The organism is Pseudomonas sp. LA5, assembly GCF_028640825.1.
GTDB lineage: Bacteria > Pseudomonadota > Gammaproteobacteria > Pseudomonadales > Pseudomonadaceae > Chryseomonas > Chryseomonas aestiva.
This window is the reverse complement of sequence record NZ_JAQYZY010000060.1, coordinates 63,103-87,690: the sequence shown is the minus strand read 5'-3', so window position 1 is coordinate 87,690 and position 24,588 is coordinate 63,103. Positions and strand designations below refer to the sequence as shown.

At 65.2% G+C, this 24,588-nt stretch carries 21 protein-coding genes; 13 read left to right on the top strand and 8 right to left on the bottom strand.

All coding sequences use genetic code 11. The annotated features are described in order from the left end of the window. Positions 1-17 precede the first annotated feature (17 nt). A complete protein-coding gene (locus PVZ72_RS22895; protein ID WP_273863087.1) occupies positions 18-2,039 on the bottom strand; it encodes a sensor histidine kinase in 2,022 nt (673 codons plus the stop codon). A 43-nt stretch (positions 2,040-2,082) separates the two neighbouring features. Further along, complete coding sequence (locus tag PVZ72_RS22890) at positions 2,083-2,997, bottom strand: putative 2-dehydropantoate 2-reductase (protein WP_273863086.1); 915 nt, start codon at positions 2,995-2,997, stop codon at positions 2,083-2,085. Positions 2,998-3,121: 124 nt separating this feature from the next. On the opposite strand from PVZ72_RS22890, the gene PVZ72_RS22885 reads away from it, so the two are divergent. After that, positions 3,122-3,601, top strand: coding sequence for a YajQ family cyclic di-GMP-binding protein (locus PVZ72_RS22885; RefSeq protein WP_133863011.1), 480 nt, complete (start codon positions 3,122-3,124; stop codon positions 3,599-3,601). Positions 3,602-3,705: 104 nt separating this feature from the next. After that, positions 3,706-4,542: a mechanosensitive ion channel family protein gene (locus tag PVZ72_RS22880; RefSeq protein ID WP_405046463.1), complete on the top strand. Its 837-nt coding sequence runs from the start codon at positions 3,706-3,708 to the stop codon at positions 4,540-4,542. A 7-nt stretch (positions 4,543-4,549) separates the two neighbouring features. On the opposite strand, the gene PVZ72_RS22875 is transcribed toward PVZ72_RS22880, so the two are convergent. Together PVZ72_RS22875 and PVZ72_RS22870 are read right to left on the bottom strand one after the other, a co-directional pair. Then, positions 4,550-6,265: an AmpG family muropeptide MFS transporter gene (locus PVZ72_RS22875; protein ID WP_273863085.1), complete on the bottom strand. Its 1,716-nt coding sequence runs from the start codon at positions 6,263-6,265 to the stop codon at positions 4,550-4,552. A gap of 28 nt (positions 6,266-6,293) precedes the next feature. Next, positions 6,294-6,632 carry an MGMT family protein gene (locus tag PVZ72_RS22870; RefSeq protein ID WP_133863008.1) on the bottom strand — a complete coding sequence of 113 codons (339 nt, stop codon included), beginning with the start codon at positions 6,630-6,632 and terminating at the stop codon, positions 6,294-6,296. 239 nt (positions 6,633-6,871) lie between these two features. Between PVZ72_RS22870 and PVZ72_RS22865 the strand changes: the two genes are divergently transcribed. The 10 genes from PVZ72_RS22865 to pncB all read left to right on the top strand — a co-directional run bounded on the left by PVZ72_RS22865 (position 6,872) and on the right by pncB (position 15,801). Then, positions 6,872-7,879: a DUF481 domain-containing protein gene (locus PVZ72_RS22865; protein WP_133863007.1), complete on the top strand. Its 1,008-nt coding sequence runs from the start codon at positions 6,872-6,874 to the stop codon at positions 7,877-7,879. Between the two features lie 151 nt (positions 7,880-8,030). Next, complete coding sequence (locus PVZ72_RS22860) at positions 8,031-8,489, top strand: FxsA family protein (protein WP_133863006.1); 459 nt, start codon at positions 8,031-8,033, stop codon at positions 8,487-8,489. Positions 8,490-8,678: 189 nt separating this feature from the next. Then, positions 8,679-8,972, top strand: coding sequence for a co-chaperone GroES (locus PVZ72_RS22855; RefSeq protein ID WP_007161933.1), 294 nt, complete (start codon positions 8,679-8,681; stop codon positions 8,970-8,972). Positions 8,973-9,011: 39 nt separating this feature from the next. After that, the gene (gene groL / locus PVZ72_RS22850; protein ID WP_133863005.1) at positions 9,012-10,652 is read left to right on the top strand and encodes a chaperonin GroEL; all 1,641 of its coding nucleotides are present in this window, start codon (positions 9,012-9,014) and stop codon (positions 10,650-10,652) included. 177 nt (positions 10,653-10,829) lie between these two features. Further along, positions 10,830-11,504: a response regulator transcription factor gene (locus PVZ72_RS22845; protein ID WP_187978456.1), complete on the top strand. Its 675-nt coding sequence runs from the start codon at positions 10,830-10,832 to the stop codon at positions 11,502-11,504. Positions 11,505-11,506: 2 nt separating this feature from the next. Next, entirely contained in the window at positions 11,507-12,796 is a 1,290-nt protein-coding gene (locus tag PVZ72_RS22840; protein ID WP_273863084.1) for a sensor histidine kinase, read from the top strand. Between the two features lie 91 nt (positions 12,797-12,887). After that, a complete protein-coding gene (locus PVZ72_RS22835; RefSeq protein ID WP_133863002.1) occupies positions 12,888-13,574 on the top strand; it encodes a class I SAM-dependent methyltransferase in 687 nt (228 codons plus the stop codon). Positions 13,575-13,601: 27 nt separating this feature from the next. Next, positions 13,602-14,300 (top strand): lipopolysaccharide kinase InaA family protein, encoded by a 699-nt coding sequence (locus PVZ72_RS22830; RefSeq protein WP_133863001.1) that lies wholly within the window; start codon positions 13,602-13,604, stop codon positions 14,298-14,300. Next, complete coding sequence (locus PVZ72_RS22825; protein WP_178083940.1) at positions 14,297-14,515, top strand: hypothetical protein; 219 nt, start codon at positions 14,297-14,299, stop codon at positions 14,513-14,515. Before PVZ72_RS22830 ends, PVZ72_RS22825 begins: the two co-directional genes overlap by 4 nt. A gap of 83 nt (positions 14,516-14,598) precedes the next feature. Beyond that, on the top strand, positions 14,599-15,801 hold the full coding sequence (gene pncB / locus PVZ72_RS22820) for a nicotinate phosphoribosyltransferase (RefSeq protein ID WP_187978459.1): 1,203 nt from the start codon (positions 14,599-14,601) through the stop codon (positions 15,799-15,801). 202 nt (positions 15,802-16,003) lie between these two features. On the opposite strand, the gene selO is transcribed toward pncB, so the two are convergent. From selO to PVZ72_RS22805, 3 genes are all read right to left on the bottom strand, one after another. Then, positions 16,004-17,464 carry a protein adenylyltransferase SelO gene (selO, locus tag PVZ72_RS22815; protein WP_273863083.1) on the bottom strand — a complete coding sequence of 487 codons (1,461 nt, stop codon included), beginning with the start codon at positions 17,462-17,464 and terminating at the stop codon, positions 16,004-16,006. Positions 17,465-17,649: 185 nt separating this feature from the next. Next, complete coding sequence (mscK, locus tag PVZ72_RS22810) at positions 17,650-20,994, bottom strand: mechanosensitive channel MscK (RefSeq protein ID WP_273863082.1); 3,345 nt, start codon at positions 20,992-20,994, stop codon at positions 17,650-17,652. Between the two features lie 98 nt (positions 20,995-21,092). Continuing rightward, entirely contained in the window at positions 21,093-22,832 is a 1,740-nt protein-coding gene (locus PVZ72_RS22805; RefSeq protein WP_133862997.1) for a potassium/proton antiporter, read from the bottom strand. A 129-nt stretch (positions 22,833-22,961) separates the two neighbouring features. On the opposite strand from PVZ72_RS22805, the gene PVZ72_RS22800 reads away from it, so the two are divergent. After that, on the top strand, positions 22,962-23,798 hold the full coding sequence (locus tag PVZ72_RS22800) for a 23S rRNA (adenine(2030)-N(6))-methyltransferase RlmJ (protein WP_273863081.1): 837 nt from the start codon (positions 22,962-22,964) through the stop codon (positions 23,796-23,798). A gap of 124 nt (positions 23,799-23,922) precedes the next feature. Here PVZ72_RS22800 and msrA read toward each other — a convergent pair whose 3' ends face one another. Further along, positions 23,923-24,582, bottom strand: a complete 660-nt coding sequence (msrA, locus tag PVZ72_RS22795) for a peptide-methionine (S)-S-oxide reductase MsrA (protein WP_187978461.1) — start codon at positions 24,580-24,582, stop codon at positions 23,923-23,925. Between the last annotated feature and the right edge of the window lie 6 nt (positions 24,583-24,588).

The following is a 24,588-nucleotide window of genomic DNA, read 5'->3' as shown; positions in this document are numbered from 1 at the left end:
GCAGCTCCTGTGAAGTCCTAGGCCGCGTCGAAGTCGGCCTGGATAAGGGGCAGCCGCAGGGTGAAGCAGGTCCCTACGCCGGGCGTGGAGTGCACCTCCATCTGCCCCTTGTGGTTGTTGGTGATGATGAAGTACGACACCGACAGGCCCAGACCGGTGCCCTGGCCCACTTCCTTGGTGGTGAAGAAGGGCTCGAAGATGCGCTTGCAGATGTCCTCGGGGATACCGATGCCGTTGTCTTCCACCTGGATCTCCGCCCAGCCGCCGCGCAGCCTGGTGCGCAAGGTGATGCGGCCGTATTCGCCTTCTTCCTCGTCGTCGCGCAGGTGGATCGCCTGGGCGGCGTTCTTCAGCAGGTTGAGCAGCACCTGCTCCAGTTCGTTGCCGATCACCGGCACCGGCCCCAGTGCCGGATCGAATTCGCGGATGATCGACAGGGTGCGGAAGTCGAAGCCTTCCGCCAGGTCGAAATCGTTGCCGGCGATCTCGATGGCCTGGTCGATCAGCGGCGGCAATTCGCTGGCTTCCATCTTGCGATTGCTGCGCCGGCTGAAGGCCAGCATGTGGCTGACGATCTTGGCCGCGCGGCTGCCGGCCTGGTGGATGCCGTCGAGCAGCCGCGGGATCTGCCGGCTTTCCAGGTAGCAATTCACCGCATTGAGTTCGACGCCGGATTCGGCGGCCTGCTCGAGATTCTTCGGCAACTCCGGCGACAGCCGCCGGCGGATGTTCTGCACGTTGTGCAGGATGGCGCCCAGGGGATTGTTGATCTCGTGGGCCATGCCGGCGGCCAGGCCGCCCACCGAGAGCATCTTTTCCGACTGCACCATCATCTCTTCCATGTTGAGGCGCTGGGTGATGTCGTCGATGCGGATCACCACGCCGCGCCCGGCGCCGCCCATCAGCGGGTAGAAGGTCAGGGTGTAGTGGCGCGGGGTATCGGTCAGCGCCCAGGTCACCCGCTCCACCTTCTCCACCCGCAGCAATTCGGCGGTGCGACTCAATTGCGGCAGGAACGGCTTGAGCGAGGGAAAGGCAAGAAACACCGGCTGGTTCAGGGCTTCGTCCAACTGGGTGCCGGAGAGGTGGGTGGCCTCCTGGTTCCACTGGGTCACGTAGAACTGCTCGTCCACCGCGATCAGCGCCGAGGGCATGGAATCGATGATGCTGTTGAGGTAGTTCTGGAAGCCGGTGAGCTTCTTCTCGATCTTGCCGCGGACCTGTACCTCCAGTTCCAGCTTGCGGTTGGAGCGGCGCGTCTCCTCGGCCAGGCTCTGGGCCTGCAGCACGGCGTACTGGGCGTCGTCGCGGGCGCGCTTGAGTTGCTGCTCGCGGCCCTGGATGCGGCCGAGCATGGTGTTGAAGGATTCCGCCAGGCGACCCAGTTCGTCTTCGCTGCCCTTGCTGGCGCGCAGCGAGTAGTTTTCCTCGCGGGTCACCTGGCGGGAAAGTTCTTCCAGCTCGCGGATCGGCAGGGTGATGAGTCGCTTGATCTGTCGCGCCACCACCAGCCAGAGCAGGATGCTGAAGGTCAGGATCGCCAGGCTGGCGGTCAGGGTGCCGCGGTAGAAGGCGCCCGGCAGCTCGCTGCTGGCCACCAGCAGCAGATGCCCGGGCGGGCCCTCGGGGCGCGGCAGTTCCACCAGCAGGTTGGTGCGGAATTCCCGCAGGCGCCAGGTCTGCAGCTCTTCGAAGCGCGCGGGTACCTGCAGGCGATCGCCGTTGTGCAACTCGGCCAGGCGCTGGCCCTGGCTGTCGTAGACCGCGGCCAGGCGCAGCGGCGCATAGCCGTCCAGCTGGCGCAACTGCACCTGGGCCGCCTCCGGCGAGGCCAGCACCTCGCGACTGAGCACCGGGCTGGCGAACAGCCGGCCCAGGGTCTGCAGCGCCTGGGGCGCCACGCTTTCCTGGGAGATCCAGTAGGCGGCACTGATGAAGGTCACGTTGGCCACCACCAGCACCGCGATCATCATCACCAGCAGGGCGGCCAGCAACTTGCGGCCGACCGGGAGATTCTTCAGGCGTTTGGCGAGGATCATGGCGCAGCCGCGGCAACAGGGAAGCGGGCAGGGTAGCCCGCAGCTAGTCCTCGGGCAATCCGCGCTCCGCGAGCCGGGTCCGCAACCGCTGCTGGAGGTCCGTCAGATGCGGCACCGGCAGGCGCAGCCGTCCGGCGATCGGCAGGGCATGACCGAGCAGATGGCTCACCTCGGTGCGCTGGCCGCGCTCCACGTCCTGCAGCATGGAAGAGCGGTTGTTGGCGGTGGCGGCGATCACCGCCTCGACCTCCTGCTGCAGCCCCTGGGCCGCCGGGGCGAGGCCCATGGCTTCCAGCAGGGCCGCGAGTTCGTCGCAGAGCGCCGCTACCTCCGCTGCGTGCTGGCGCAGCTCGCCGTTGCGGCAGCGATGCAGCACGGTCAGCGGATTGATGGCGCAGTTGATCGCCAGCTTGCGCCACAGCCGGGCGTCGATGTCTTCGGTCCAGCGCATCGGGAAACCCAGCTGGGTAAGGGTGTCCAGCCAGGGCGGCGGGGTATGGCTGCCGAGCTGGTCGCCGATCCAGATCTGCCCGGCGCCGGCCGCCATCACATGGAAGTCGGTCTCGCGATAGGCCCCCTCGGTGGTGCTGGCTCTCAGGCAGCGCGCCCGCGGGACCCGGGCGGCCACGGCATCCTGGCTGCCCAGGCCGTTCTGCAGCAGCAGGATCTCGGCCTCCGGTTCCAGGCGCGCGGCGACGCTGGCGATGGCTTCTTCGGCGTCATAGCTCTTGCAGGCGAGGATCAGGCGGCGGATCGGATTGCCGGCCTCGGGCGTCTCGGCCGGCAGCGGATAGAGGCTGGTGGTGTCGCCTTCGCTGAGTTGCAGTCCGCCGCCGGCGCGATACTGCGCCAGGCGTGTACGGTCACGCAGGATCAGCCGGACCGGTTCGCCACCGCGAAACAGCCGCGCCGCCCAGAGTCCGCCGAGACTGCCGGCACCCAGTACGTGCCAGCTCACAACTGTGACTCCAGGGTGGATTCGCGGGGCATGGTTGGATTCCTGCAAGGCTAGGGTCAGTCGTTATAATGGTCGGTCATGCCGCAGCGTCAAGGCTGCCCCATCGCAACCGAGGAGAAAATCCATGCCTTCCTTCGACGTGGTATCGGAGCTGGACAAGCACGAAGTCACCAATGCCGTCGACAACGCCATCAAGGACCTTGATCGCCGCTACGACCTGCGCGGCAAGGGCAGCTTCGAAGCCAAGGACCTGACGGTGACCCTCACCGCCGATGCCGACTTCCAGCTCGAACAGATGCTGGAGATCCTCAAGGTCAACCTGGCCAAGCGCAAGATCGACGTCCAGTGCCTGGAGGTCAAGGATGCCTATGCCTCCGGCAAGTCCGTCAAGCAGGAGACCGTCCTGCGCGAGGGGATCGACAAGGAGCTGGCGAAGAAGATCGTCGCCCTGATCAAGGACAGCAAGATCAAGGTTCAGGCCGCCATCCAGGGCGAGCAGGTGCGCATCACCGGCAAGAAGCGCGACGAGTTGCAGGAGGTCATCGCCCTGCTGCGCGGCCAGTCCCTGGACATGCCGCTGCAATACCAGAACTTCCGTGATTGAGCTGACTCCCTTTAGGGTCGCCGCCGAGCGCGGCGGCATCTGACTGAAGAGGTAACAGGAGACGCCGTTTGGATATCGAAAACCAATACAACCACCTGCTGGCGATGACCGCGGGCTGGCTGCCCATTGTCCTGCAGTATTCCGGCCGGGTGCTGCTGGCGCTGCTGACCCTGGCCATCGGCTGGTGGTTGATCAATAAGGTCTCGGCCAAGGCCAGCGGCCTGGCGGCCCACCATGGCGCCGACCCGGCGCTGCTGAGTTTCCTCGGCAGCCTGGTCAGCATCATCCTCAAGATCCTGCTGGCGGTCAGCGCGGCGTCCATGATCGGCATCGCCACGACCTCCTTTGTCGCCATCATCGGTGCGGCCGGTCTGGCCGTGGGTCTGGCACTGCAGGGCAGCCTGTCGAATTTTGCCGGCGGTGTGCTGATCCTGACCTTCCGCCCCTTTCGCGTCGGTGAATTCATCGAAGCCCAAGGCGTGATGGGGACGGTGAATTCCATCCAGATCTTCCACACCATCCTGCTGACCGGGGACAACAAGACCGTCACCATCCCCAACGGCAATCTGTCCAACGGCATCATCACCAACTACTCGCGCCAGCCCAAGCGCAAGGTGATCTTCGATGTCGGCGTGGATTACGAGGCCGATCTGCAGAAGGGCCGCGAGGTGCTGCTGGCGCTGGCGGAAGACTCGCGGGTGCATCGGGATCCGGCCGCCGAGGTGGTGGTATCGGCCCTGGGCGACAGCGCCATCACCCTGTCGCTGCGCTTCTGGACCGACAGCGGCGACTACTGGCCGCTGATGTTCATGCTCAACGAGCAGGTCCGCGACCGTCTGGGCGCGGTGGGTATCGGCATTCCCTTCCCGCAGCGGGTGGTGCACTTCGCCAACACTGCACCGGTCGCTGAGGCGCAGGGCGAGTCCAGCCCCGCCGCCTAGGTCCCGCTCAGATCCCGCCGGTCTTGACGACGGCGGGATCGCGCCGCTGACGCAGCCAGAGCACGGCGATCAGCAGCAGCGTCGGCACCCCCATCAGCGCGGTCAGTGAGAAGAACGAGCTGTAGCCGACGTGCTCGACCATGGCCCCCGAATAGCCACCCAGCAGGCGCGGCAACAGCAGCATCAGCGAGCTGAGCATGGCGTACTGGGTGGCCGAGAATCTGAGGTTGGTCAGACTCGACAGGTAGGCGACAAAGGCCGAGGTGGCCATGCCGCCACTGACGTTGTCGGCGCAGATCGTGGCGATCAGCAGCGGCACGTTGGCGCCGGTGGAAGCGATCACCACGAACAGCAGGTTGGTCAGCGCCGAAGCGGCGCCGCCGAGGAAAAGGATCGGCAGGATGCCTACCCGGGTGATCAGCACGCCGCCCAGGCCCGCGCCGAACAGGGTCATGAACACCCCGAAGATCTTGCTGACCCCGGCGATGGTTTCCTTGCTGTAGCCCACGTCGATATAGAAGACGCTGGCCATCACCCCCATGACCGTGTCGGACAGCCGATAGGTGGAGATCAGGCCGAGCAGCAGCAGCGCCTGCCACTGGTAGCGCTGGATGAATTCGGTGATGGGCGTCAGCACCGGTGCCATCAGCCGGCGCCCCGGCGCGGTCAGGCACAGCCAGACGATCAGGCCGTACATCAGACCGCGCGGCCAGTAGCCGCCGGCCAGGGCCGACAGGCCGCCGGTGGCAGCCACGATCAGCACGATCAGCAGGATCACCGAGACCATCTGGTGGACGAAGTCGAAGCGTGGCAGTTCTTCGGCATTGGCCGCATCGCGCAACCGCAGGGGCTCGCGCATGCGGCGCATGAGATCACTCAGGGGCTTGGAGCAATAGCGGCCCCAGGGCGACAGGCAGCCGACGATGAACAGGCTGTAGAGCAGGGCGCGTGGCCAGGCCTGGGCGATGGCGGCATTGATGGCGGCGGGGATGGAGATCAGCATCACCAGCAGCAGGGCGACCGCCACCAGCTGGTGATTGAAGCCGAAGCGCGATTCCGCCATGGCCATGGGCGCTACCGGCTCGGGTTCGCGAATCAGCACGCTGGTCACCAGGCCCGGCAGCACCAGGAGGGCGAACAGCATGTAGGTAGTGGCCCAGGCGCTCTGGCTGTAGCCCAGCCGGGACGAGCCCAGCTCCTCGGCGAGAAACAGCGCGCCGGCGCTGGCCAGCAGGGCGGCGATGCGATAGCCGGTCATGTAGCAGGCGGCCAGGGCGGCCTGGCGATCGTCATCGGCGATCTCCAGGCGATAGGCGTCCACGGCGATGTCCTGGGTGGCCGAGGCAAAGGCCACCAGCACGGCCAGGGCGATGAGTTGCTCCAGGTGCTGCTGCGGATTGCACAGCGCCATGCCGATCAATCCCAGGCCCACCAGGATCTGCGACAGCACCAGCCAGGAGCGTCGCCGCCCGAGCTTGCCGATCAGCGGCAGCTTCCACAGGTCGAGCATGGGTGACCAGACCCACTTGAAGGCATAGGCCAGGCCGATCCAGCTGGCATAGCCAATGGTCTCGCGACTCACGCCCGCTTCGCGCAGCCAGACCGACAGGGTGGAAAACACCAGCATGGCTGGCAGGCCCGCGGCGAAACCCAGCAGCAGCAGGGCCAGGCAGGCCTTTGACTTGTAGGTGGTGACGGCTTCACGCCAGAAACGTGCAAACATGCCCTTGGGCTCGGAAAAAACGCGCACTCTACTCGACACTCTCAGCTGGATTCCACCGGTACCGACGCATGTCCACCCGGTCCTCGTGCAGCAGTACACCCTCGGCCCGCAGCCGCTCGCGTTGCTCCCGGCCAGAGGGGCTGTCCTGGGTCAGGCTCGGCCGGCCATCCGCCGCGATCACCCGATGCCAGGGCAGGGCACTGCCCTCCGGCAGACGCCCCAGCACCCAGCCCACCCAGCGGGCTCCGCGACCGAGCCCGGCGAGTTCCGCCAACTGGCCATAGCTGACCACCCGCCCCGCGGGAATGGCGGCCAGTGCCAGGAAGACGGCCTGGCGACGGGATTCGAGGGGAGGGGGTGCACGCATGACGCCCTGCTGCTCCGGGGAGAAGAGTGCCAGTGTGCCGAAAAGTTTGGTTACGGTGGTGCTGAAACGTGTCGAGCTGCCGCATTCTCCCAAGACGCCCGACCTTTGGGCAGTATTTCCGGAAACTTGCCTAACTTTTACCCAGGAACGGTTGCGCGAGCCTCTGGCACCCGGATAATCGCGCCCCTCTCGTTTCGTTACCTTTCCACCCAAGTCCACCCAAAGGTGTCCTGGTGCCCATGCGTTTTCGATTGCTCTCCTCGCTCGCGCTGTTGTCACTCGCCTCCTTCGCCCATGCCGACACCGTCTGGCTCAAGAATGGCGATCGTCTGACCGGAACCATCAAGCTGCTGGACAGCAAGAAGCTGCTCTTGCAGACCGAATACGGCGGCAACATTCCCCTGTCCTGGGACAAGATCAAGACGCTGCAGCGTGACAAGCCCGTCATCGTCCAGCGCGGCAAGTACGAACCCGATTTCCCGGTGGAAAGCCTCAAGCCGGCCGACGACGGCCAGGTGGTGGTCACCACCACCGATGGCCAGCAGACCGTCCCCCTGGCCAGCATCACCCAGATCGTGCCGCCGCGGCCCTTCCTGCGCGACTTCGCCTGGAAAGGCAACATCGACGCCGGCCTGGACTACATCAGCTCCTCCGAGGACAGCCAGAAGTACGACATCGACTTCAAGACCCAGGCGCGCCATGGCATGTGGCGGCACAACGCCAACGGCAGCTACGACCGCTACAAGGCCAACGATACCGTCTCGACCAACAAGTACGATCTGCAATACGCCCTGGATCGCTTCTTCGACGAGAAATTCTTCTGGCAGGGCCGCGCCGAATACAAGCGCGACTGGATCCAGGCGCTGGCCAAGCAGCGGACCCTGGGTACCGGTCCCGGTTACCAGTTCTGGGACAACGAACTGGGTGCCTTCTCGCTCACCGGGCTGCTCAACCACAATCGCTACCAGTATGCCGACGGCGGCTCCGACCAGTTCCTCTCGGCGAGCATGAAGTGGGACTACAACCGCTATCTGTACGGTCAGACCATCCAGTTCTTCACCACGGGTGAACTGGGTCGTCCGCTGGACAACACCGCCAACTTCACCTTCGACGGCGATGTCGGCCTGAGATACAAGGTGACCAACTGGGCGTCGCTGAACCTCAAGGCGTCCAAGGAACTGACCAGCGGTGCCGAGGGCAACGTCAACCAGACCGAGTACACCGCCGGTGTCGGCGTGTCCTGGTAACCCGATATTTCCCTGACCCTGTGCAACCCCCTCAAGGCCGCGACTTTCGCGGCCTTGTCGTTTGTGCCGGGCGCCTGGCGGCGACCTTGAAATCGGCTCGACCGCCTCCATCTCCTGTCTTTCAACCGGCTTCCACCGTGAAGGACCTGAGATGCGCGTGACCGCCTTACTCTTCTTGCTGTTCCCCTTTGTGGAACTGGCCGTACTCATCAAGATCGGCAGCGAAATCGGCGTGCTCGCCACCTTCGCCCTGCTGCTGCTGAGCTTTCTGGTCGGTGTCGCCCTGCTGCGCGTCGCCGGCTTCACCACCCTCTGGCGCATCCGCATGCGCCTGGCCCAGGGGCAGATGCCCGAGCAGGAAGTCATCCAGGGCCTGACCCTGGCGATTGCCGGCGCCCTGCTGATCTTCCCGGGCTTCATCAGCGACGTTCTGGCGCTCGTCTGCCTCTTGCCGGTGACCCGCAAGGCCCTGCTGGGCGCGGTGATCGGCCGGGTGACCCGGCGCAATCCCGGCGCCCAGGGCTATCAGCCGGGCGCCGGTCAGGGCGCGCCTCATCGCCCCGAGGTGATCGAGGGTGAAGTGGTGCACCGTGACGAGCAAAAACGCTAAAAATTTTGTCCTCCGCCCTTGAAATGCCTGGCGACAACCTCATGTAGCGGACACCGCAAGGTTGTCGCCGCAAGGCGAGCAGGTTTCGCGTCCTGTCATGCACAGGGCGCACCCGGCGCAGCCGGTAAAAACAAACTGCCGATGCAGTCATCGGCGCTGGAAACACTTAGAACTTTGGGAGATACGACAATGGCGCTTCGTCCTCTGCATGATCGCGTTGTGATTCGTCGCAGCGAAGAAGAGACCAAATCCGCTGGCGGCATCGTGCTGCCGGGCTCGGCTGCCGAAAAGCCGAACCGCGGTGAAGTGGTTGCCGTAGGCACTGGACGCGTGCTGGACAACGGCGACGTCCGTGCTCCGGCGGTGAAAGTGGGTGACAAGGTGGTTTTCGGTCCCTATTCCGGCAGCAACGCCATCAAGGTCGATGGCGAAGAACTGCTGGTGATGGCTGAGTCCGAAATCCTGGCCGTTATCGAAGGCTGATCCCCGCTCACTTTTCGAATTTCTTAGAGGAAACAGAACATGGCTGCAAAAGACGTCAAATTCGGTGACTCCGCGCGCAAGAAGCTGCTGACCGGTGTCAACACCCTGGCCGACGCCGTCAAGGCCACCCTGGGCCCGAAAGGCCGTAACGTGGTTCTGGAGCGTAGCTTCGGTGCTCCCCTGATCACCAAGGACGGCGTGTCCGTCGCCAAGGAGATCGAGCTCAAGGATCGCATCGAGAACATCGGCGCCCAGCTGGTGAAAGACGTGGCCTCCAAGGCCAACGACGCTGCCGGCGACGGCACCACCACCGCCACCGTGCTGGCCCAGGCCATTGTCACCGAAGGCCTGAAGTCCGTGGCCGCCGGCCTGAACCCGATGGATCTGAAGCGCGGCATCGACAAGGCCACCGCTGCCGTCGTCGCCGAGCTGAAGAACCTGTCCAAGCCCTGCGCCGACAGCAAGGCCATCGCCCAGGTAGGCACCATCTCCGCCAACTCCGACGAAAGCATCGGCAACATCATCGCCGAAGCCATGGAGAAGGTTGGTAAGGAAGGCGTCATCACCGTCGAAGAAGGCTCGGGCCTGGAAAACGAACTGTCCGTCGTCGAAGGCATGCAGTTCGACCGTGGCTACCTGTCGCCCTACTTCATCAACAAGCCCGACACCATGTCGGCCGAGCTGGACAGCCCGCTGCTGCTGCTGGTCGACAAGAAGATCTCCAACATCCGCGAACTGCTGCCGGTGCTGGAATCTGTCGCCAAGGCCGGTCGCCCGCTGCTGATCGTCGCCGAAGACGTCGAAGGCGAAGCCCTGGCCACCCTGGTGGTCAACAACATGCGCGGTATCGTCAAGGTCGCTGCCGTCAAGGCGCCGGGCTTCGGTGATCGTCGCAAGGCCATGCTGCAGGACATCGCCATCCTGACCGGCGGTACCGTCATCTCCGAAGAAGTCGGCCTGAGCCTGGAAAGCACCACCCTGGAGCACCTGGGTCAAGCCAAGCGTGTGGTCCTGAACAAGGAAAACACCACCGTCATCGACGGCGCTGGCGTGGAAGTCGACATCCAGGCCCGCATCAAGCAGATCCGTGCCCAGGTCGAAGAAACCTCTTCCGACTACGACAAAGAGAAGCTGCAAGAGCGTCTGGCCAAGCTGGCCGGCGGTGTTGCCGTGATCAAGGTTGGCGCTGCCACCGAAGTCGAGATGAAAGAGAAGAAAGCCCGCGTTGAAGACGCCCTGCACGCTACCCGCGCTGCCGTGGAAGAAGGCGTGGTGCCTGGCGGCGGTGTCGCCCTGGTGCGTGCCCTGGACGCGCTGAAGGACCTGAAAGGCATCAACGAAGAGCAGAACGCCGGTATCAACATCCTGCGTCGCGCCGTCGAAGCCCCGCTGCGCCAGATCGTGGCCAACGCCGGTGACGAAGCCTCCGTCGTGCTGGACAAGGTCAAGCAGGGCAGCGGCAACTACGGCTACAACGCCGCCACTGGCGAATACGGCGACATGCTGGAATTCGGCATCATCGACCCGGCCAAGGTGACCCGCAGCGCGCTGCAGGCCGCTTCCTCCATCGCCGGTCTGCTGATCACCACCGAAGCCATCGTGGCTGAGCTGCCGAAAGACGACTCCGCTCCGGCCATGCCCGATATGGGCGGCATGGGTGGCATGGGCGGCATGATGTAACACCCGCTCCGGCCCCCCCGGGCCGAGCCCAACCCCGGTGCTCCTCGCGGACACCGGGGTTTTTTATGGCCGGTCGCCGGCCCGCCCGCGCTGGTCGAGGCCGCCGGGGCCGGTTAGGCTCTGTGCCGAACAGACGACAACGAGGCCCGCGGTGGGCTCGGGCAAGAGGTCAGCGACATGCGTATCCTGGTGGTGGAAGACAACCGCGACATCCTCAGCAATCTGCTGGACTACCTCAGTCTCAAGGGCTACAGCGTGGATTGCGCCCAGGATGGGCTGTCGGGCCTGCACCTGGCCGCGACCGAGCACTATGACCTGCTGATCCTCGACATCATGCTGCCCGGCATCGATGGCTACACCCTCTGCCAGCGGCTGCGCCAGGATGCCCGCCGCGACACCCCGGTGATCATGCTCACCGCCCGCGATCAACTCGACGATCGTCTGGAAGGCTTTCGCTCCGGCGCCGACGACTATCTGGTCAAGCCCTTCGCCCTGTCCGAACTGGCCGCCCGCGTCGAGGCGGTCATGCGCCGGGCCAAGGGCGGCGGGCGGCGGCAGCTGCAGGTCGCCGATCTCAGCTATGACCTCGACACCCTGGAGGTCAGTCGCGCCGGCAAGGCGCTCAAGCTCAATCCCATCGGCCTCAAGATTCTCGCCCTGCTGATGCAGAAGTCGCCCCACGTGGTGCGGCGCGAGGTGCTGGAGGAAGCGGTATGGGGCGAGGACTACCCTGACAGCGACAGCCTCCGCAGCCACGTCCACCAGTTGCGCCAGGTGATCGACAAGCCCTTCGAGCAGCCGCTGCTGCGCACCATTCACGGCGTGGGCTACAAACTGGTCGAGCAGGACTAGCCATGGAATATCACCTGAGCCTGTCGCGACGGATCGTCATCGCCTTCGTGCTGATGACCTTTCTGGTGGGTGGCGTCTTTGCCCTGGGGATCGTCGCCGCGGTGCATACCGTCGAGGAACGCCTGATCTCCACCGATCTGCACAATGAACTGGAGCGCATGGTGCAGCGCGACATGAAGCGCGGCGGCCAGCCGGTGCTGGACCCGGACATGCGCCTGTATTTCGTGCCTCTCACCGAGGTGGCACAGCTGCCAGCGCACCTGCGCGAGCTGCCGGCCGGCTTCAGTGAAGTGGAGGAGGATCAACAGTACTTCTATGCCTATGTGGCCGAGCTGGAGGGCAATCACTTCGTCCTGCTGCAGAACCAGAGCGATTTCGAGGCGCGCGAACGCCTGCTCTACAAGGTGGTGCTGGTCGGCTTCCTGATCAGCGTGGCCCTGGCCTGGCTGCTGGGCTGGGCCCTGGCGCGGCGGGTGATCGCCCCGGTCGTACGGTTGGCGCGTCAGGTGCGCCGGCGTGACCAGTTGCTCGATGTAACCCCGCCCCTGGCGCCGGACTACGCCAAGGACGAGGTCGGCGAGCTGGCCGGGGCCTTCGATGATGCCCTGGAGCGCCTGCGTGCTGCCCTGGCCCGGGAACGGCTGTTCACCAGTGACGTCAGCCACGAATTGCGTACTCCGCTGATGGTGATCAATTCCTCCTGCGAATTGCTCGAGGCCACGCCGGATCTGCCAGCGCGGGCGAAGGGTCCGCTGGAACGGATGACCCGTGCGGCGCGGGAGATGCAGGAACTGGTGCAGACCTTTCTGGCCCTGGCGCGCAACCAGGGCGACAACGACACCCAGGCCCCGCGGGCCACCCTGGCCGACGTGGCGCGGCGGCAAACGCAGGAGTGGCAGGCGGCGGTGGAAGCCAAGGGCCTGCAGTGGCGGCTGAGCGTGGCGCCGGGGGCTGACCAGGCGCTCTGGCACGAGCCCTTTCTGCGCTCGGTAATGAGCAATCTGTTGCGCAATGCGCTGCATTACACCGAGCGGGGTTACATCGGCCTGCATGTCGGGACGGACGGCTTCGTGGTGGAAGACAGCGGCGTCGGCATCCCCGAGGAGCAGCGCGAGGCGATGTTCCAGCCCTTCGTGCGGGGCGCGGAGGGGCGCGGCGAGGGCCTCGGGCTGGGCTTGTCGCTGGTGCGCAGGATCTGCCAGCTGCAGGGCTGGCACGTGACCCTGGGTGAAAGCACGGCGGGCGGTTGCCGCTTCGAGATAGCACTCGGCACCGACAGACTAGCGGACTGAGGTTACAGAAATTTCACAAAGGCTTGACCGGGGTTTGACAGGGGCCCGGATAGGGTGGCGGCACTTCTCCACTCCCTCAGGAGCCGCCTCCGTGAAAGCGCCCATCGACCTGCCCTTTTCGCAAAAGTACGACGCCGACCACGCCCGCCAGTATTACCTGAAGCATCAGGACGGTCTGGCCCGGCGTCTGTCCAACTGGCGCGACCAGCAACTGGCGCGGCAGGCCCTGAGCATCGCCGGCCAACCCAATCTGGTGCTGGATCTGCCCAGTGGGGCAGGGCGCTTCTGGCCGCTGCTGGCGGAAAAGCGCAATCGCCTGATCATCGGTGCCGATTACTCGGAAAACATGCTGGCCACCGCCCGCGATCAGCAGCCGGCGGACGTCGTGGCCCGAGTGAAGACGCTACAGACGTCGGCTTTCGCTATCGACCTGTCCGACAATTCTGTAGATTGCATTTTCTGTATGCGCTTGTTTCACCATGTGGGCGAATCGGCGGACCGACTGGCACTGCTGCAGGAGTTCCACCGGGTGACCCGCGACAGTGTCATCCTGTCGTTGTGGGTGGATGGCAACTTCAAGGCCTGGCGGCGTCAGGCGCTGGAGCGCCGTCGCAAGGCCCAGGGCCGCGACCGTGGCGGTTATCAGAACAGATTCATCGTCGAGCGCAGCCAGTTCGAGGCGGAGGTCGCCCAGGCCGGCTTCGTCGTCGACCGCGCTCTGGATTTCCTGCCGGGCTATGCCATGTGGCGGGTCTATGTCCTGCGCAAGGCCAATTGAAGCTATCTAGAATAAGAGAGGCAGCTGATGGGAGCCGTAACGCAAGGCGAAGAGCGTTTCGATCGCTGGTGGAACACCGCGGGTGACTGGGTGGAAGCCCCCAACGTCCGCCGCGGTGGCGAAAGCGGTGTTCAGCGCCTGCAGCTGCCCGACGGTACCCTGGCCTACGTCAAGCGCCAGGTCGGCCATCTCTATCGCAGCCTGCGTCATCCCCTGGGACGTCCCACCGCTCTGCGCGAGCGCGATGCGCTGATCGCCTTTCGCGACCTGGGCATTCAGGTTCCCGAACTACTGTTCTGCGATGCCCGGCATGCCCAGGGCGGCTGGCGCGCGCTGCTGGTGAGCGCCGCTCTGGAAGGCTATCAGGACCTCGATCAGTGGTACGCCGAAGGTGGCGGCCAGTCTCTCAGCGAAGCCGAGCACGAGCGTTTCCTGACCACCCTGGGCGAGGTGCTGGCGCGCATGCATCGGCACCGCTGGCAACACGGTTGCCTCTATCCCAAGCACATCTTCGTGGCCGAACGAGTCGGCCCTCAGGGCAAGGAATTCTCCGTCGCCCTGCTCGATCTGGAGAAATGTCGCCAGCGCATCGGTATAGACACGGCCGCCCGTCGGGATATGCTGCAATTACGCCGCCATTCGTCGTGGAATGCTGCGCAATGGCGAACTCTCCTCTACGTTTACCAACAGGCGTTGGGACGGAAGATCAGAGGGTTAGAGCCATGACTTCACAAATTACTCGAGGTTTGCTGATCGCGGCTTTCTGTGGGGTCACCACATTGGCCTATGCGAGCTGGCTGCGGCCGGCGGCGGTGGTGGTCGGCAGTGAAGGCCTCGAGTATTGCCAGACGCCGGTGGCTCGCAGCCTGACCACCTCCAGCACGGGTAGCCAGGACCTGCTGCTGTTTCTCTTCGGCATGACCCAGACCCACAACCGCTAGGCCCTCGGGCGGTCAAGCGCCTTTCGCTTCCTCGGCAAGTTGGGCATCCTGTCGTCTGACTTCTAGCTGCCGAGCCCCCGCCGATGATGGCCGATAGTTTTTCCGAGCAGGCCGTGCAAAGCCTGCTGGACACCGACTTCTACAAGCTCACCATGATGCAGGCCGTCCTGCACAACTATCCCAATGCGGAAGTCGAGTGGGCCTTTCGCTGCCGCAACGACGAAGACCTGCGGCCCTATCACGCGGCCATCCAGGCCGAGATCGATGCCCTCGCCGATGTCGCCATCAGCGACGGTCAGCTGGCCTTTCTCGAGCGCATCCCCTTCATCACCCCGGACTTCATCCGCTTCCTGCGGCTATTTCGCTTCAATCCGTCCTATGTGTTCCTGGGCGAGGAAGAAGGGCGCTTCACCCTGACCCTGAAAGGTCCCTGGCTGCACCTGATCCTGTTCGAGGTGCCGATCCTGGCGCTGATCAGCGAGGTGCGCAATCGCCAACGCCATGCCGATCTGCCGCTGCAGGTGGCGCAGGATCAGCTCTATCGCAAGTTCGACTGGCTGGCACGAGAGGCGGGCGCCGATGAACTGGCCGAGTTCAAGATGGCCGACTTCGGCACCCGGCGGCGTTTCTCCTATGGGGTGCAGGAGATGGTGGTGCGCAGCCTGAGGGACGACTTCCCCGGTCGCTTCGTTGGCACCAGCAATGTGCACCTGGCCTGGAAGCTGGATGTCGCGCCCCTGGGCACCATGGCCCACGAGTGGCTGATGGCGCACCAGCAACTGGGGCCGCGACTGATCGACAGCCAGATCTCCGCCCTCGACTGCTGGGTGCGCGAGTATCGCGGTCAGCTCGGTATCGCCCTGACCGACACCATCACCATGGATGCCTTCCTGCGCGATTTCGATCTCTACTTCGCCAAGCTGTTCGACGGCCTGCGGCACGACAGCGGCGATCCCCTGCAGTGGGCGGAAAAGGCCATCGCCCACTACCAGCAGCTGGGCATAGATCCCCTGACCAAGACCCTGGTGTTCTCCGACTCGCTCAACCTGGAAAAGGCCCTGGCGCTGTTTCGCGCCCTGCGCGAGCGGATCAACGTGAGCTTCGGTATCGGCACCCACTTCACCTGCGACATCCCCGGGGTGCAGCCGATGAACATGGTGCTTAAGATGAGTCGCTGCAACGGCCAGCCGGTGGCCAAGATCTCCGACGCCCCGGGCAAGGCCCAGGGCGGCGAGCCGGACTTCCTGCATTATCTGCGGCACGTCTTCCAGGTCAACGGCGCCTAGATACGGTCAGCTCTCAGAGCCTTTTTATAATCTCGCGAGCTAGAAGCAAACAAGGCCTGGGCGGCCCCACGAAAAGGCTTGAGGAAGCGGACCGGGCTCGCGTGCGAGTTTACGAGTGGTAAATGAGCATTTCGACGGGGCTGGCCTTCCAGAGCCTTTTCAACGCAGTTTGGCCGACGCGCAGCAGGTTATAAATAGGCTCTCAGGACGAGCAGCTGATCTCCAGGTGCTTGCCCCAATCCGGCGGCCGCTGGGCGAAGCGCTCGCGTCCCGGCTGGGCCTCGAAGGGGCGTGACAGCACCTCGTGCAGCAGGCGCACCTCGCGGTAGTCGCCCGCTTCGGCCTGCTCGATGGCCTGCTGGGCCAGGTAATTGCGCAGCACATACAGCGGATTGACCGCATTCATGCGTGCGGTGCGGTCGGCTGCGGTACCGCCTTCGGCCTCCAGGCGCGCGCGATAGGCCTGGCCCCAGTCGTCGAAACCGCGCAGGTCGATGAAGTCCTCGCGCACCCGGGCCAACGCCGCGGCAGGTTCGTCTTCGCCCAGGTGACGGAAGAACAGGTGATAGTCCACGCCGCCCTGCTGCATAAGGGCCAGCAGGCGCTCGACCAGTTCCTGGTCTTCTTCCCGCGCGTCCTGCAAACCCAGCCGACGGCGCATCAGGTCGAGATAGTGCGCCTGGTACAGCGGCAGGAAGAGGGCGATGCTCTCCTGCAGCGTCTCCACCGCCACCTTGGGCGTCAGCGCCTGGGCCAGGGCCGCCAGGTTCCAGTGGGCAATGGGCACCTGGTTGCTGTAGGAATAGCGCCCGGTGTGATCGGAGTGATTGCAGATGAACTGGGCGTCGAAGTCGTCGAGAAAGGCGAAGGGGCCGAAATCGAAGGTGAGCCCCAGGATCGAGAAATTGTCGGTGTTCATCACCCCGTGGCAGAAGCCATAGGCCTGCCAGTGGGCGATCAGCCGGGCGTTGCGCTCCACCACCTCGCGGAACAGCGCGGCCCAGGGCTCAGGCGTCGTCAGCAATTCGGGGAAGTGCGCGGCCAGCACATGCTCGCCCAGCTGCTCCAGCAGCTGATGCTGGCGGGTGTAGTAGAAGTATTCGAAATGGCCGAAGCGCACGTGGCTGGGCGCCATACGCAGCAGGGTGGCACCGGTTTCCAGTCGCTCGCGCACCACCTGGGTGGCGGAGCCGATCACGCACAACGCCCGGGTGGTGGGGATGCCCAGGGCGTGCAGGGCCTCGGAAGCGAGGAATTCGCGGATGGAGGAGCGCAGCACGGCGCGGCCGTCACCCATGCGCGAGAAGGGTGTAAGGCCGGCGCCCTTGAGGTGCAGGTCCCAGTGTTCGCCGCGGTCGTTGACCGCCTCGCCCAGCAGCAGGCCACGGCCATCGCCGAGGCGGGGGTTGTAGGAGCCGAACTGATGGCCGGAATAGACCATGGCCCGGGGTTCGGCGCTGTCCCAGAGCTGGGCCCCGGCGAACACCTGGGTGAATTCGGGCGTCTCGGCCACTGCCGGGTCCAGGTCCAGCAGCGCCATCGCTGCCGGCGAGGCGACCACCAGCCGCGGATCGTCCAGCGGCCGGGGGTCGATATGGGTGGAGAAGTCATCGCCCAGGCGGGCGAATCTGTTGTCGAAGGTCAGGTCGAGCAGCTGTTTCATGGGTATCCCAGGGGCTGTAGAGCCTGTTCATAATCTCGCGAGCTAGAGCCAAATAAGGCGAAAACGGCGGAGGAAGCGGATCGGACTCGCGCTCGAGTTTACGAGTGGTAAATGAGCATTCCGAAGCCATTTTCAACGCAGTTTGGCCGACGCGCAGCAAATTATGGACAGGCTCTTGGGGGCCGTCAGGCCTTGGATGGCTTGGGACCCTCGGCCTCCTGCTGGGCATCCCCTTCAGGTAGGAGAGGCTTTTTGCCCAGTTGTTTCTCCGCTCCGTGGCGATTCTTTAGGGTGATTTCCATCTGCGGCGTCGACAGCAGGTTGATGCCGGCCTCGCGCAGCAGCTGGTCGACCCGGCGAATCAGCTCGTCGGTGGCGGCGCTGCGATCGCCCAGTTCCCGGACATAGATGCGCAATTCGTGATCGAGGGTGGTGGCGCCATAGTGGGTGACGAACAGCGAGGGTTCGGGGTCGTGCAGGACGCGAGTATTCTCCTTTACCGCCTGCATGATCAGCTGTTGCGCCTGGGCCAGGTCGCTGCCGCGATTGACCCCGAAGGTCAGCACGATGCGGGTAACGGTGTCGGTCAGCGTCCAGTTGATCAGCTGGCTGGTGACGAAGGTCTTGTTCGGCACCACCACCGACTTGCGATCGGCGTCGGTGATATGGGTGGCGCGGATGCGGATCTTGTTCACCGTGCCGGTCACGTTGCCGATGGTGATGAGATCGCCGACGCGCACCGGGCGCTCGAAGAGGATGATCAGACCGGAGATGAAGTTACCGAAGATCTCCTGCAGACCGAAACCCAGACCGACCGAAAGGGCGGTGGCCAGCCACTGCAGCTTGTCCCAGCTCACCCCCAGGGTCGCCAGGGTGGTCACGGTGCCGAAGCCGACGATGACATAGGACAGCAGGGTGGTGGTGGCGTAGGCGCTGCCCTGGGCCAGATTCAGGCGTGACAGCACCAGCACCTCCAGCAGGCCGGGCAGGTTGCGCGCCAGGGCGACGGTGAGGCCGGCGATCACCAGGGCGATGATGAACACCCGCAGCGTCAGGGGGACCTGGGTGGCGGCGGCGCCGGTGCCGCTGGTGTACTGGTAGAGGGTGACGTTGTCCAGGTAGGAGAACACCGCCACCACATCGGCCCAGACCAGGTAGAGGACGCCGAGGAAGGCCAGCAGCAGGGTCAGGCGCAACAGCCGCGAGGACTGCTGGTTGACCTGTTCCATGTCCAGGGTCGGCTCCTGCACCACCTCGACGCCCTCGGCGTCCTCCTGCTGCGCCTGCCGCTTCTGGATGGCGCGCTGGTAGGCCAGGCGCCGCGCGGCCACGCTCAGGCCACGGGCCAGGGTGGCTTCGAGGATGATCCAGGCCATCAGCACATAGAGGGTGTCCACCAGGCGATCGGTGAGCTTGAGCGCCGTGTAGTAGTAGCCAAAGAGCACGGCGAAGAACAGCACGGCCGGAATGGCGGTGATCATCAGGCCGAGCAGCAGGCGAAAGAACGGCAGGCGCTCGCGGGCGGTGGCATTGAGCAGGGAGCGACCGAGCATCCAGGCCAGGCTGGCATAGGCGACCAGCACGATGAGGATGCCGAGGACGTCATCGGCGAGGCCAGCCAGCTGGCGCTCGGCGATGGCCACCACCGCCATCAGCGCCAGGGCCAGCAGCCCTACCCGTCTGACCAGCCGGCGCAACGATTGCGCCTGGGGCCGGGCCCAGCGGAAATGGGTCTCGGCCACGCCACCGGAGGCCAGCAGGCGATACACCGTGTAGAACACCAGCCAGCCGGCGGCGATCTCCAGCAGGGCCGCGCCGATGGCGGCGTTGACCCCGCGTTCGTCACCTTCCAAGGCCACGCCGCCCAGCCAGAGCACCAGGCTTGCCGGCAGGCCCAGCAGGATGGTGAGCAGGATCGCCTGGGGCGTGTGCAACTGGCTGTCGCGCTGATAGTGGCCGATGTCCTGGTTGAGCTTGTGGACCCGGCCATAGAGGCGCGGGCGCTGCCAGATCAGGGTGGCGAAGGCCAGCACCAGCGGCAGCAGCAGCAGCGGGCGCTCGGCCAGGCCGACATAGAGTTCATGCAGGCTGGAGCCCCAGGGCACGTCGCGCAGCTGCTGCAGCAGCTTGCGCGGCGCGGTCTTGACCCAGTTCCAGTCCAGCGGCTTGTTGCTGGGAATCCAGAACATCTGCTCGTCGAGGGTGCCGCGCAGGCTGGTGATGGTGCTGCGCAGCTGGTTCTGGTTGAGCTGCAGATCGATGGATTCGCTGAGCAGGGCATTGAGTTCGGTGTTGAGGCGCTCCTGCAGTTCGCTGCGGGTCTTGAGCAGGTCGAGCAGTTGCTGACGCAGCTGCGGGGTGGCCTTTTCCGGCGGCTGCTGGGCCAGCAGATTGTCGACGTAGCCTTCCGGATTGGCGATCTGGGCGCGCTGCTGATTGAGTTCGAACTGATAGAGGCGCAGATCGGCGATGTCGTCGGTGAGGTCCTTGTTGACCTTGACCGAGGGCAGTGCCGCCCGCTGCTGGTAGAGCAGCTTGGACAGCAGCACGCTGCCCTTGAGCACGCCGATCTGCTGCTCCATGTTCTCGGTGGTCTGCTTGAGCTGGTCCAGCTGCTGACGCGACTCGAGATTGCGGCGGTTGAGGTCGTTGAGGCGATCGGTGGCGCGCAGCAGGTAGTCCGACAGCTGCAGATTGAGCCCGGTCTCCTGGGACAGCACATCGTCCCCGGCGGTCTTTTCCGATTCGCGGGAGGCTTCGGCCAGGGTCTTTTCCGATTGCTGGCGGCGCTTGCCGCTGATCAGCGTCTGCAGGTCCAGGGTCTCCTGCTCGTAGCGCTTGACCTGTTCGGTGAAGAGTTCGCGGCGGATGGCCCCCAGATCCTGCAGCACGCTGTTGCCGCCCAGTTCCTGGCGCAGCAGCTGGATCTGCGCATTGGCGGCCGCCTGTTCCGCCAGCAACTGACCGCGTCGCTCGGGCGTAATTGGCTTGGCGTTCTCGCGCCCGTTCTTGAGCAGATCGGCGATCTGCTGCAGGCGCGTCTGCAGATTGGCAATGTCCACCTGGGCGCGTTCGGGACGGGTCTGGGCATTGATCACCAGACTGTTGGCCGCATTGAGGTCGTCCTGCACGCTGTTGAGCGCCAGGCTGGTCTCGCTCAGACGTTGCTCCAGGGCCTGGGGCGTGGCGCCGGCATAGCGCTGTTCGGCCGGTTTGATCGGCTCGGCGCGCAGTCGCGCCAGTTGCCGCTGGGCATCCTTGATCTGCTGCGGCGCCTGGGCCAGCTGCTGGCGCAGATCGGCCAGCTGCTTGACGTACTGGTCACGCTGATCGAGCAGCTTGAGGGTCTGCTGCAGACTGTCCTGGGCGGCGCTCTGCTCGGGGGCGGGCAGCTTGCGATCGGCCAGCCCGGTCAGATTCTGCTGCACCTGCTGGGCATCCGGCGGCCCGGAATCCTGAGCCACGGCGGGAAGGGTGAACAGGCAACCGCAGAGAGCGGCGGCGCGAAGCAGAGCGGACAGGCGGTGCATGCGGCGGGCGTCGGGCAGTGGAAAGGCGCGAGGTTAAAGCCAGGCTGCCATGGGCGCAAGATAGCGCTTTCCAGGGCGCGAACCCTGTTCATCCACCGTTAAAGAAAGAGCGCGGGCCCGCTGCTGCGGCCTTCGGGAAACTTCACGCCGACCTTGCGCACGCGCTTGTTCTCGATGGCCGCGACGATCCAGACCAGGCCATTCCATTCCACCAGGTCGCCGACGATGGGTTCGCCGCCGATCTCGTGGGTGATGAAGCTGCCGAGGCGCTGGTTGCCGTCCACCTCGCCTAGTTGCAGGCCGTACAGCGCGGCCACGGCGCTGAGTTCGGCGTCGGCTTCCAGGACGAAGTCGCCGAAGAATCTCTGGGTCTGCTGCGGTGCCTGGCTGAACAGCCGGCCGAGGGCCGGCAGATCGTGCTCGTGGCCGACCACACAGAGGATGTCGCCGGCTTCCAGGGTGGTACTGCCGGAGGGGTGGAGCAGGGTCTCGCCGCGGAACAGCGCGGCGATACGGGTGCCTTCGGGCATCTTCAGCTCGCGCAGGGCGGCGCCGATGCACCATTTCTCGGCGCCCAGGCGATAGATGAACAGCTCCCATTCGCTGGTCGGATGGACCTGCAGGCCGGCGCGGGAGAAGGGCGCCGGCTCCGGTGGCACCGTCACCTTGAGCAGCTTGGCGGCCAGCGGCAGGCTGGAGCCCTGCACCAGCAGCGACACCAGCACGATGAAGAAGGCCACGTTGAAGAACAGCTGGGCCTGGGGCAGCCCGGCCATCATCGGGAACACCGCCAGGATGATCGGGACCGCGCCACGCAGCCCGACCCAGGCGATAAAGGCCTTTTCGCGGTCGTGGAAGGCGCGGAAGGGCAGCAGGCCGATGGCCACCGACAGCGGGCGGGCGACCAGGATCATCCACAGGGCAAGGCCGAGGGCGGGCAGGGCGATGGGCAGCAGGTTGTGCGGCTCCACCAGCAGGCCCAGCACCAGGAACATGCCGATCTGCGCCAGCCAGGCCATGCCGTCGAGCATGTGCAGCATGCCGTGGCGACTGCGGATCGGCAGATTGCCCATCAGCAGACCGGCCAGGTAGACCGCGAGGATGCCACTGCCATGGGCGGTGTTGGTCAGGGCGAAGATCAGCAGGCCACCGCTGATGGCCAGTAGCGGATAGAGGCCGTCGGCGAGGTGGATGCGATTGATCAGCTGCAGCAGCAGCCAGCCGCCACCCAGGCCGATCACCCCGCCGATGGCGAATTCGCTGACGAAATGCCCGAGCAGGCTCCAGGAAAAGCCGCTCTGGCCGCTGGCGAGCATCTCGATCAGGGTGACGGTGAGAAACACCGCCATGGGATCGTTGCTGCCCGATTCGATTTCCAGACTGGCGGTGACCCGTTCGTTGAGGCCCCGGCCGCCGAGCAGGGAAAACACCGCCGCAGCGTCGGTGGAGCCGACGATGGCGCCGATCAGCAGGCCCTGCAGCAGGCTGAGATCGAACAGCCAGGCGGCGGCGACCCCGGTCAGGCCGGTGGTGATCATCACCCCCACGGTGGCCAGCGACAGCGCCGGCCAGAGCGCCACGCGAAAGCTCGACACCCGGGTGCGCATGCCGCCGTCGAGCAGGATCACCGCCAGCGCCAGGTTGCCCACCAGGTAGGCCATCGGATAGTTGTCGAAGGCGATGTGACCGGGACCGTCGATGCCGGCGAACATGCCAACCACCAGGAAGATCACCAGAATCGGGATGCCGACCCGCGAGGAAATCGAGCTGACCAGAATCGACAGGCCGATCAGCACCGCACCGATCAAGAACAAGCTGTTGATGGTGACAGCGTCCAAGCGTGACTCCTGGGGTAAAGAATTGAAGAACCTGGGGATTTAACCCGCTGGGTGGCCGGGGTGTCAAAGCGCGACGCCGCTGGCGTCCGAGGAAGACGGTACACTGTAGGGCTGACGCTGGAGTATCCCATGAATTACCGACACGCCTTCCACGCCGGCAATCACGCCGATGTCTTCAAGCACGCCACCCTGTTGCGCCTGGCCGCGCTGCTGGCGCGCAAGGAGACGCCCTTCGCCTATCTGGACAGCCATTCCGGCGTCGGTCGCTATGACCTGGCCGGCGATCAGGCCAGTCGTACCGACGAATGGCGCGAAGGCATCGGACGGCTGTGGACCCTGGAGTCCGCGCCGGCGGCCTTCGTCGGTTATCGCGAGGCGGTGGCGGCGCTCAATCCCGACGGCGCGCTGCGCTACTACCCCGGTTCGCCCGAGCTGATGCGCCAGGCCCTGCGTCCCCAGGATCGCCTGCTGCTCAACGAGCTGCACCCGGAGGATGGCCGCCTGCTCAAGGAAAACATGGCTCGCGATCGCCGGGTCGCGGTGCATCAGAAGGATGGCTGGCTGCTGCCGCGGGCGCTGCTGCCGGTCCCCGAACGCCGGGCCTTGCTGCTGATCGATCCGCCCTTCGAGAAGGCCGACGAGCTGGAGCGTTGCGTCAAGGCGGTCGCGGAGGCCATCGGCCGGATGCGCCAGACGGTGATCATGCTCTGGTATCCGATCAAGGATCGCCGCCAGCTCCGACGCTTTCATGCCGGTCTGCAGGCCAGCGGCGCGCCCAAGCTGCTCAATGTCGAATTGCTGATCCGCGCGGCGGACGATGCCACCCGGCTCAATGGCTCGGGGTTGGCCATCGTCAATCCGCCGTGGGGCCTGGAGGAAGAGTTGCGCGACCTGCTGCCCTGGCTGGCCGAGCATCTGGCCCAGGGCGAAGGCAGCTGGCGGCTGGACTGGCTGATCGCGGAATAGCGAGGGCCGGCGCTGTTGGGCTTCGCTGCGCTCAACCCAACCTACGGGAAAGGTTGGCGTAGGTTGGATCGAGGCGGCTCTACCGCCGACGCCCGACAAAGAGAGCCGCGGCAGCGGCTCGGGATCAGACCGCCAGGCTGGGCGGCAGGCAGACGCCGGTGCCGGCCAGGCCGCAATAGCCGTTGGGATTCTTCGCCAGATACTGCTGGTGATAGGCCTCGGCGTAGTAGAAGGGCGGCAGCGGGGCGATCTCGGTGGTGATCTCGCCATAACCGGCCTCGGCCAGTTGGGCCTGGAAGGCGGCCTGGCTGGCTTCGAAGGCTTCCTGCTGATTGTCGTCGGTGTAATACAGCGCCGAGCGATACTGGGTGCCGACGTCGTTGCCCTGGCGCATGCCCTGGGTCGGATCGTGGGCTTCCCAGAAGATCTTCAGCAGCGCCTCCAGCGAGGTCTGGGCCGGATCGAACACCACCAGCACCACCTCGGTATGACCGGTCAGGCCGGAGCACACCTCTTCGTAGGTCGGATTGGGGGTATGGCCGCCAGCATAGCCGGCCGCGGTGGTCCAGACGCCTGGCTGTTGCCAGAAGCGCCGCTCGACGCCCCAGAAGCAGCCCATGCCCACCACCAGACTCTGCAGACCGGTGGGGAAGGGGCCTTGCAACGGATTGCCGTTGACATAGTGGGCCGCGGGCACGGCCATGGCCGTCTCCCGGCCGGGCAGGGCCTGCTCGGCGGCGGGCAGATGAGTCTTCTTGGTCAGGATTTCGGAACGCAGGACCATGGGATA